The following is a 10,134-nucleotide window of genomic DNA, read 5'->3' on the forward strand; positions in this document are numbered from 1 at the left end:
TTAAATTACATGCATAATCATTCAAAGCCTAAACGAATTCTTGTATCGAAGTCGAGTTTTCCTGGACATGTCGCAACATCAGATGGCTCTATTGCCCTTAATGACACCGGTGGTCTTCTCAGCAAAATTGCTGTAATGTTGTCCTTCTCTAATTAAAACAGAACTAATGTCTTAATCATTGTGAGTTAACACAAGGATTCTGCACGGAAAATTCATTTGAGTAATATAATGGTTAAACAAATACAATATTGTTTAGGAAGGAACTTTAAAGATATGGGAACTGTAGAATTTGTATTTAAAGATGGAACTGTAATTGAAAGTGAATATGATGATGATAACATAAATGAATGTTTAGATGAATTACTACGACTAACTGAAGGTGACGAGATAATAAGGATAAGGCAACCAAATGGGAAAGTGATAAAATACACAATCGATTACTCCAAATTAGAAAACGTATGTCTAAAGGAAAATGAAAAAAATCATTCATAAACTAACCAGACACTTTAGTTGGTTAGTTTTTAACTTTGTGGATATTAAAAAGAATGTTGCCTGTATCGGTTATTTGGTGAAGAAGAAAGGGCATCAAAAAAAGTCAACGAAAAAATAAGTATAAAAACAAAATAGTGTCTGCTTAAATGGGGGAGTGACGACTTCTAATTACACATTTGTTGGTATAATTCTTTAAGATAAACATAGACTATCAATATAAAAGCTGCTGCTAAAAATAAAATCGTACCCAAATGGAGGGGCGGTTTTATTTTTATCTAAACATGTGTGCTATGATTGTATGAAGTGCATTATATCATTAATCATTACTAAATAGGATATTTAGGCCAATCAGAACGATTCTATAAAATAAAGTTAATTAGAGATTTATTAGATATTCATTGAGTTAATTTATTGTAATTAATCAATCACCTAGAGAGAGGATACCTAATTCCAGCAGTTGTTTTCTTATAGGTGGGACATGTTTCAATCGTTCGATTTTATCTTGTGTAGGCTGTTCTAAAAACTCAATTTTAAGGATTAACTCAGGTCTCCTTGAGAGGGTTTCTAACATATCAAAAACAACATGTAGGCCTTTTTGTCCAAAATTAGGTGTATTTAATAAGTCATGTTTAGTAGCGTTTAAAACGTCTCCAATAGTTATATAGTTGTTTTCCAATAGTGAGTTTAGAATTCTACTTGTACTTCTACATGAAAGGTCGAGAGCAGCCAAGCGTAAAAAATCTACTGGAAACGGGTAAAATACCAATGGGACATGTATAGAATATCTAAGTGGAATTGAATATTTCACATTTATTCCTCCTTTACTGATTTTCCAACATATCGATTGTATAACTTAATGAGTTGTATGAAATCAAACCATATAATAAATATATTACAAAAGAATCAATTAGATTAAATTAACTTTGTCATATTTAGTTTTAACCAGTGTCCCCGCCGTTTTACTTGTTTGAGTAACTATCACTTTACAATTATTTGGGTATCTGATCAAAATTCCCACTGATACTGGAATACAAATCGAAATGATTTGGACGTATTACGATTGAAGTTGCATGACTTTCAATCATCCCAGTTATGCTCTAATGGTAACCAATAAAAAAATGATGTTAAAAACATGAGGTCCAAACCTGTAATACCTATAATGACTGTAAATACAGTACTTCAAAAATGATAGAAAACTAGTCACTACCTATTTATAATGAAAACATTTTTACTTCAGGAACTGTGGGATTCGTTCAAGATTACTTTCATTTGAAATATGTTCGTGAGAATTGTCAAATCTTAAGATGACATTGCTTAACACATGTATTTTAGAACTAAAATTTATCCAATGGGTTGTGTGCTTTTTGTATTTTTTCTACTTGTTATTCCACTGTTTTTTCTAAAACAAGGAATTACATTGAAGCTTAATAATGCATATTCATTTCTATTTTGGATGTGGTCAAATACAAAATTAGATTTTCAATTTTATCATCTCCAGTTTTTGATTTCTTTAACGATTGAAGCACCTGCTGTAGAATTTTTTCATTTAGTGGACCTTGGATGTTGAATTCACAAATATCTTTAATAGCATTCCATATATTTCTTATCGAATAATAAATAGTAATATCGGTAGAATTCATTTCATGTAATATTTTCATTGCCCATAAAAGTTCATATAGTATTTTATTTTTGTCCATTTGTTCTCCTCCATTATATTTTTAGATGAAGTGGACAAGTCCATTTTCAGAAATCAAGAGTGAGATTCTTCTATGGTAAGGGTAGCTTGTTTGGAGAGCAGGTAACTTATTTAGTGATGATATTCAAGTTTAAATCACAGTTCAACTAGAAATGGTGCGTATAAAGAAAGACACTACTATTTTAGGATTCTCATATTTTCAGTGTTATTATAAAATACATTTCTGAGAGTATAGTATTTAAAAGCATTTATTACGCTTTTTAAAAATTTTTGTTGAATCAATATTAAAGACCAATGTACATACATTGATCAGTAAATTGTAGCTAAAACGATAGTGGGCCGCCGATTAAGTTAATCCTGATGATTCTGAAAAAGAATTATCAGATTTAAACTTAAAGAAGTCTTTGAGAATGTGATAGGTTGTGAAGATAATAATGCTGTAACCAGAAGAAAATAACTGTATTATTAGAATTGACCTATTTCTAAAAGTAAATGGGGCAGTTTAAGCACGTTAAGCTGCTCTTTCTTTATGGAAAATAAAAACTAAAAGATAAACGAAGTTTGTGTGTCTCAAAGAAAAATACTATTTTTAATATTAATACTCAAGAGTTTAATTCTAATGATTAGTTAATCGCGAGGTCGCTTAGTGTCCTTCTTCATGGAAGATAATAAAACTGCCCCCATAAAACTGGATTAAAGCGATTTTCCAGGTTTTAGGGAGCAGTCAAATCTAAGGAACTTTGTGCTGTTACTGACTAATACGAAACTACTTTTTATAAAAGTTTAAGCTTTACTAAAACAGTATTTATCTGTAGTAATACTCCACAGGATATTTCATCCATTCCCAAAATCGGTTTCCTTGGGATGCAAAATACCTGTCTAGCCACAATTCAAAGTTTGAATTTAAATTTGTAGGTGCATCATTAATATCTTCTATAGAAGCCCAAAAAAGATAGTTAGATGCCCTACTTGCAGAGTTACACAAGTTAGAATCAATAAATAAAAACTCAGTCCCTTCTTCAACAGCAATTGGATACCAACCAACTGGAAGAAATTCTTTGTAAATAGCGTAGAGCTCTTCAATACGCTGTAAACTTAATAGTTCTAACCCACCACCATATTCAGGATGAGAATAGAGAATTCCGCCGTTATGGATAAGTAGAAAATCGAGGTAATCTTGAGGTAGTACAAGTTTACTTTCTTTACTAAAAAATCTAAAAAATTTTTCTAAATCCGTTATTTCAAGTGGATCGTTAAAAGCGATTTTTTCTTGTCTGTAACTTTTTGTGGAGAGATATTTCGAAATCTGTTGATCAGTACTTGTTTTTTCAGATATATTTTTTAAAACGTTAGAGATAATTGAATCAGTCAACATTATCACTCCTTGTATTAGATGTGTTAATCAAGGTCTGCATCAGGGTCATATGTGGAATAGTTTGCAAACCATGGTGTTACATATTTTTGATGTTCTGGTGTTCTAGGAATTGCAATCAAATTAGAAAAGTCATTGGTTCCACCAAATGCTAAAGGACGAATATGATGAATATCGTAATCAGCCCAATCAAAATTTGGTCGTCCATATTTTACTACATACCAAGCAATGAATTTTTGACGGAGTTCAGGGTCACGTGGAGTTCTCTGCGATTCAGGTAATTTAACCCAATCCGTTCGAGGGAATCCTAGTGACTGGCCTGACCAACTATCTCGGTAAAGCGGGAACGGATTCCCTAGATTGTTAGTTAGAATTCTGACGCTATCTTTTGAGTGTGTTTCAGTTGAGCCATCCTTCCATTTGAAAGTCACAGTAACGCTTGCTTTCCAATAAGCTGTACGGTTAGCTATAGAAGCGATACATCCTTTTAACCCAGGAAGGTTTTCGCAACTTTGAGAACTAATTTGAGTCCAAGGACCATCTCCAGATGGAGCTGTCAAAATTCTAATATTATAATCAGTTGATTTAGGTTTAAAGCCAAAGGTTAAAACTGGCTTTACCTGAAAATTCATTTTTCCATCTTTATTAAATGGATTAATGTTAAAGACAATGAAAGTAAATGTCTTATAATCTTGTGTCGACTGATCATCATAAACTGAATCAGTGACAGAATTATTAATATTATCATTATATACTGAATCTGTAACTGTTGCAGAATCAATAGAATTTGTAACAATGCTAGACGACTTTAATATGGCTGTAGTTTGTTCATAATCAAGATTAGAATATGAATCTGGATTAGGGTCTGATAAGGCATATACATTATTCCCTGTTTGATAAATATCCATATAGTTACTTAGCTTGTGGAGATATACCCAATATTGACCATCTTCTACGAAATAATCACTTGGTTCTCCATTTTGTAAATCCACTAACATATCATCATCTGGATTCACAGCAACAAAGGTGCTCGTGTTATTATATTGTCTTGCTAGATTACCGATATAATATTGAGTGCCATCTTGAATTTGTACATACAAGTTCAATGGAGTATAGGATGAGGTATTATAACCAACAGTGCCTCCAAAGGCATTACCAATTAACTGAAGCTCTTTTGTGCTAAAGGAAGACAACACATCGTAGTTCGATTTTTCTTTTAATTTACTTAAGAATAAGTTTAACTTACCAATTTTAGTTGATGGGACGGAAGAAGCAGATAGAGCATTGATATCTCTAAAAGTAGATTTAAATGGTTGCCAACCAATAATGTCTTTTAATCTTATAAAAGTATAGGTTAAAAAATCATTATGATAGCTATTTGATGCCATCATCTTATCATAGCCATAGTCAGATACAGATTTGTAATAATTCTTGAGCTGAGAGCCAGTATATTGAGTACCGTTCATGGTTACGATACTATTATTTTGTTCAACAGCATAATACATTTTTGTATTAGCCCAAAATTCTGCATCAAAATTCCAATTACTTGAATCGAAATTATGAGAAATTTCATGCATTATACCAAAAGACCAATCATCATAATTGTTGACTCTAACTAATTCATCTTTGATATATTTTTGATACCATAATATTGGATTGCCAGAGACTGCCCATCCTCCTGGGTAATTACGAGTAGATTTTATTTCGATTTTTTGAGCACTGTATGGAGCAGTGCCTACTAAGTCTAAAAGTGATTCATATACTTTATCTAGATGTGTTAGCCATCTTGTATGGTTGGCCGTAGACAAAACATTGGTATCGTATATTTCTAGATTTGTAAAGACATGGTTTCCGTCTTTTCGATATAAAATTTCAGGTGCGTTTAGTGTAGAAACAGTTTGCAATTTTTCTTGCCGAGTCCAATCGTTAGAGTAATCAGTATACCAAACCTGTTGGACTACGTAACTTGTTCCCGGCGATAAATTAGAAATAGTGTATCGTCCACTCGTTGCATTCCAAGAGCCATATATATCGGACCACGTATTAGTACTCTGATTAAGAAGGAACAAACCATTCCCATGTTTACCTGAAATAGGGTAGGTAACATCAATTGTGAGTGTGCTTTGTGTAATATTAGATACTGATAAAGTTGGGTTATAGGATTTGGTCTTTGTGTAGCTGAATCGTTCTTGACGGGTCCAAGAATGTGTATCATCGGTATACCACACAAGCTGTACGTCATAGGAGGTACCAGGTGTGAGTCCCGAAACATAGTAAGTTCCAGAGGCGGCGCTATAAGAACCGTAGATATCTCTCCATTGTCCTGTAGAGTTATCCTTTATAAATAATCCATTACCATTAATACCTGATCTGGGGAATGTTGCACTGACTATTAATGATGTTTCTGTAACATTGCTAACACTGACAGATGGAAGTGCTTGTGTATTTATTACTGTTTTGCTCTCTTTGGTGCTATTATTTGCTTTTGGGGTAGGCATTTGTGTAGGAACTGGTTTAATCTCTGTTTCATGCTCAGCTGCTTTTTGTGCAAGAAGTAATTTGTCATTTATTTCGGATGGATACTCCGGAAGAATTGTTATGCTGCTTTCAATTTCTAGTCTTTTTTCTACTGTTGTTTCATCATTAGATAAGTTATTAAACTCAGTGTAATTATAGATTGTTGGTCCTTCGTTATTTAAAGCATTGTAACTATTGAGCATTGATTCTGATTTCACTTTAGTTTTCAAGCTTAAAAGTTTTAATCCATTTTCAGTTATTTTAGCCTTTGCTTCTAATGGTGTCATACTATCATCAATTGAATAAAGTAAGGCGGCAGTACCGGCTACATATGGTGCAGCCATTGAGGTTCCGCTTAACATAGCATATTTATTGTCAGGTATTGTACTTAGGATTGAAACTCCCGGAGCTGCAATATCAACTTTAGCTCCATAATTTGAAAAAGGAGCTAACTCACCTTTATTGTCTACGGCTGTTACTGATATTACGTTAGGTAAGTTAAAACTTGCAGGATAATTAGGTTGAATAGAAGAGTCAGCCCCATTGTTACCAGCTGATCCAACGAATAGGATTCCTGAGTCGTTAATTGCACTTTCTAATGCTGGATTATAATCTTCTCCTCCCCAGCTTGCATTAATAATCTTAACGCCCACTTTTTTTGCATACTCGATTGCTTCTAATGCATCACTTGTGTATCCATAGCTTCCATTAATGAATTTCAAAGGGAGTATTTCTACGTTCGGGGATATTCCAGATATGCCGTAATTATTAGAAGATGCTGCGATTATTCCTGAGATATGAGTTCCATGTAAGTCTAAATCAGCCTTATCATAAACCGTTGCATCTTTATTAAAAAAGTCAAAGCCTGAAATGTCATCGATATATCCATTTTTATCGTCGTCAATACCATTTCCAGGAATCTCATTTTTGTTTATATAAATATTGTCCTTAAGGTCTGGGTGATTAATATCAATGCCTGTGTCTAGGACTCCAATAATTATGTCTTTTTTACCAGTTGTAATGTCCCAAGCTTTTTCAGCCTCAACATCAATACCTGTTAATCCTATTTGACCTGAAATATATTGACCTTCATTTGAGAGGGCCCATTGAGAATTAAACTGCTCATCTGTTGGAACCAATGTAGGATATAAAATGTAATTTTTTTGAGCAAACTCTACATTAGGATCATTATTTAATTCAGAAATAACCTTATCGATATCGCTTTTCACATCAAGCTTCACTACTTCTGTAGCAAGTGTTGGGAAAGACTCAGTAATATTCAGCTTGGTGCTTTTTTTAGAGAGTTTTGCTTAGAAGCTGCCTTCATTTTTTGTTCATCTTTGTACTTTACGATTATTTCTGTATTATTAGGTACAGGTGTATTATTTATTGAGTGTTGTACCTTAATATCTTCTGTATTGTTTTCATTTTTAGCAAAAACAAAACCAGAATTACTTAATGTAGAAATGATAATTACAAGAGATAAAAAGATAGACCATAAGTTCGTTTTTTTATTTTTAATCATATAAACGTCCCCTTACCATAAATTTGTTAGAGCTTGTAATTAATTTTTCTCTTACGATGAATCATAATGTTTCATACTATATACCTCCTGTTCTAATGACCTGTGAAAAATATCATACAGTAAAATTTTTCTGTAGTATGTCGAATCCTGCTGTAATAAATAATATTTTTAGGTAATTAGTAACTGTAAATTATTAGTTTATTTTATTATTGTACTGCTATAGGTGCTTAGTTGTTATTTTTCTAGGTATAAAAGTTTGAAGATTGAATTTGGAATTTGGTAATAAAGTTAGTTCATCTCACATAGTTTCAAGGTATTGCAAGGATGTAATGTTTGATTACGATTTGACATCTAACTGAGGAGGATATAGAGTGAAACTATTTACAAATGCTGTTATACAATCAATTGTATTTGCAATAGTTGTGGAGTTTTTTTTATTTATTATTCTACATTTTTACGCAATGCCTAAAGTTTTGAATAATGCTGGTGAGGAAAGTTTTTCTTATAAAAACTCTTATTTTTTTGTGTATCATGGACCATTTGAAAACTATCCTTCAGGCGTTTTTTTTATTAGTGGAGCCATTATTTTTACTGCATTATTTCTTTTGTTTTACACTTTAAGTTGGATATTTAGAAGGGTGCATAAAAAATGAACAACGGCCATGTTTAGGAGTGGTAGGTTCTCACGAACTTTCTTTTTAGAAGGTTATTAAATTAGCAATCCCTGCAATTTTGCAGTTAAAACCCTTTTGTTAAGCTCACAAACACTTTCAAAAACTACTCACTTAGTAGGTGTATAAGTACTAGATATTTTTTGTTCCCAATTTAGGAGTTCTCTTAACAATTAATTACATTTGATAAGCCAAGGGCCGGAATAGCAGTATATAAAATATTTAACAACCGTAAAGAAAGTTGCAAAATGGATACTGGAGAATATTACTATATTAAAAACAATATGATTTATTATGTTCAGTCTAATGTAAAGTAAAGCTTTGAGATTGAGATATTGAGAGAATAAATAAGATAGCAACCAGCCATTACAGGAATAAAGCTGCTGATCAAAAAGACGAACCCATTAAATCGGGCTCCGTCTTTTTGATAGATGCTGTTTTAGTTATATAACTGCGAATAAAGAGTAGTTATAAGTTTTTAATGTCATACGTTTTTTTTATTGGGCGGGGTTAGGCTTTTGTACGTTAGAATTATAGTATTATAATTAATTTTATGCAAATATATAATAGAAATATTTTGGCACCATAAATAAATTATCCTCACAAATACAATGTGAATTATAAACAGAATATGACTAGTTTAAACAAAATCTTTTTATGAATTTGAGGATATAATTAGATGTGGAGAGATGTATAGATATTTCTGAATTGGAGGCTAAAATATATGATAATTCAACCCAATACTATATAACACATACTAAAGATACTACCTGGAGAGCATGATATATGGGGTGAATAAATGAGACAAGCTTATGCTAAAAGAGATGGTACTATAATGCATGAATGCAAATATATCGAAGCTGATTACTTCACTGAAGGTTTTGCATTGTTAAATACAGAAAATGGGTTTACCCATATAAATATGGATTTTTCAAAACCATATCCTTACTACAAGTGGCTGACAAAATATTTTTATGGATGGGCAGCATTTGAATCTTTTCACGGTAAAAAAGGGTTTGTTGATTACACACATCAAAAATGCATCTATTTAGATTTTGATGGTTTTTCTAGATTTTCAGCTGATGGACTAGCTACTTTTAATAAAAATGGTTTCTATGGAATTATAAATCAGTCTGGAAATATCATATTAAGCCCTACGTATACCAGACTCGATGTGTTTTCTGAGGGACTTGCATTGGTAGAAATAAATTCTAAATGTGGCTATCTTAATACTAAGGGTGAGGTTGTCATTCCTGCTACGTGGAGTAATGGCCTGTTTTTCCACAATGGTTTGGCAGTGGTTTGTGATTCCGATAATAAATCAGGTTGTATAAATAATAATGGAGAATTAGCGATACCTACGAAATATTCCTATCTAGGACCATGTGCTGATGAACGAATTTGCTTTAAAAAAGGAAGAAAGTATGGATATTTGAATATAGAAGGAGAGATTGTAATTCCTCCAATATTTGAAGAAGCTGAGACATTCTCTGAAGGATATGCATCAGTTCAATTCAATAAAAAATGGGGTATTATAGATACCGATGGAAAATATTTTGTAAAACCGGAATTAGAAATGACTAGGCAATTCTATAACGGCTACAGCATTGTTGTTAAAGAAAATACTGTAGGATTATTATCTCATGATGGTGAGATAACAATGTATCCGCAATTTCGTAACATCGATTATCCGTACAAAGACATAATGTTAGTTATAAAGGATTAAAATTAATGGGATGCATATCAAGTTATACTCCAAGTTATGCATGTAGTACCCATAAGCAAAGTTCTTTCGGGAGATGTTGAAAAAAACGATATATTTATAAATATAATTATACTGCGGGTCTGTCAATAATTTTGT

The 10,134-nt window shown here is 32.2% G+C and carries 8 protein-coding genes; 3 read left to right on the plus strand and 5 right to left on the minus strand.

Annotation, left to right across the window (positions count from 1 at the left end):
• The first annotated feature begins 273 nt into the window (after positions 1-273).
• Positions 274-492, plus strand: coding sequence for a hypothetical protein (locus AWJ19_RS30800; protein ID WP_068729264.1), 219 nt, complete (start codon positions 274-276; stop codon positions 490-492).
• A gap of 421 nt (positions 493-913) precedes the next feature.
• On the opposite strand, the gene AWJ19_RS30805 is transcribed toward AWJ19_RS30800, so the two are convergent.
• From AWJ19_RS30805 to AWJ19_RS30825, 5 genes are all read right to left on the minus strand, one after another.
• Positions 914-1,300, minus strand: coding sequence for a DNA-directed RNA polymerase subunit alpha C-terminal domain-containing protein (locus tag AWJ19_RS30805; RefSeq protein WP_068729266.1), 387 nt, complete (start codon positions 1,298-1,300; stop codon positions 914-916).
• A 616-nt stretch (positions 1,301-1,916) separates the two neighbouring features.
• The gene (locus AWJ19_RS30810) at positions 1,917-2,189 is read right to left on the minus strand and encodes a hypothetical protein (protein WP_068729268.1); all 273 of its coding nucleotides are present in this window, start codon (positions 2,187-2,189) and stop codon (positions 1,917-1,919) included.
• An 804-nt stretch (positions 2,190-2,993) separates the two neighbouring features.
• Complete coding sequence (locus AWJ19_RS30815) at positions 2,994-3,560, minus strand: SMI1/KNR4 family protein (RefSeq protein WP_157890124.1); 567 nt, start codon at positions 3,558-3,560, stop codon at positions 2,994-2,996.
• A gap of 26 nt (positions 3,561-3,586) precedes the next feature.
• Entirely contained in the window at positions 3,587-7,306 is a 3,720-nt protein-coding gene (locus AWJ19_RS30820) for a S8 family serine peptidase (protein ID WP_157890125.1), read from the minus strand.
• Positions 7,307-7,356: 50 nt separating this feature from the next.
• Positions 7,357-7,602, minus strand: coding sequence for a hypothetical protein (locus AWJ19_RS30825; RefSeq protein WP_068729274.1), 246 nt, complete (start codon positions 7,600-7,602; stop codon positions 7,357-7,359).
• Positions 7,603-7,973: 371 nt separating this feature from the next.
• Between AWJ19_RS30825 and AWJ19_RS30830 the strand changes: the two genes are divergently transcribed.
• Both AWJ19_RS30830 and AWJ19_RS30835 read left to right on the plus strand, forming a co-directional pair.
• Positions 7,974-8,255, plus strand: coding sequence for a hypothetical protein (locus AWJ19_RS30830; RefSeq protein WP_068729276.1), 282 nt, complete (start codon positions 7,974-7,976; stop codon positions 8,253-8,255).
• Positions 8,256-9,072: 817 nt separating this feature from the next.
• Positions 9,073-9,999 carry a WG repeat-containing protein gene (locus tag AWJ19_RS30835; protein WP_082708223.1) on the plus strand — a complete coding sequence of 309 codons (927 nt, stop codon included), beginning with the start codon at positions 9,073-9,075 and terminating at the stop codon, positions 9,997-9,999.
• Positions 10,000-10,134: the final 135 nt, after the last annotated feature.

Origin of the sequence: Paenibacillus sp. DMB5, from assembly GCF_001517085.1 — a bacterium.
Classification (GTDB): Bacteria; Bacillota; Bacilli; order Paenibacillales; family Paenibacillaceae; genus Paenibacillus_AQ.

Coding starts and splice junctions, on each gene's coding strand:
- AWJ19_RS30800 (WP_068729264.1), top strand. CDS start 274: ATGGGAACTGTAGAATTTGTATTTAAAGATGGAACTGTAATTGAAAGT.
- AWJ19_RS30810 (WP_068729268.1), bottom strand. CDS start 2,189: ATGGACAAAAATAAAATACTATATGAACTTTTATGGGCAATGAAAATA.
- AWJ19_RS30825 (WP_068729274.1), bottom strand. CDS start 7,602: ATGATTAAAAATAAAAAAACGAACTTATGGTCTATCTTTTTATCTCTT.
- AWJ19_RS30835 (WP_082708223.1), top strand. CDS start 9,073: ATGAGACAAGCTTATGCTAAAAGAGATGGTACTATAATGCATGAATGC.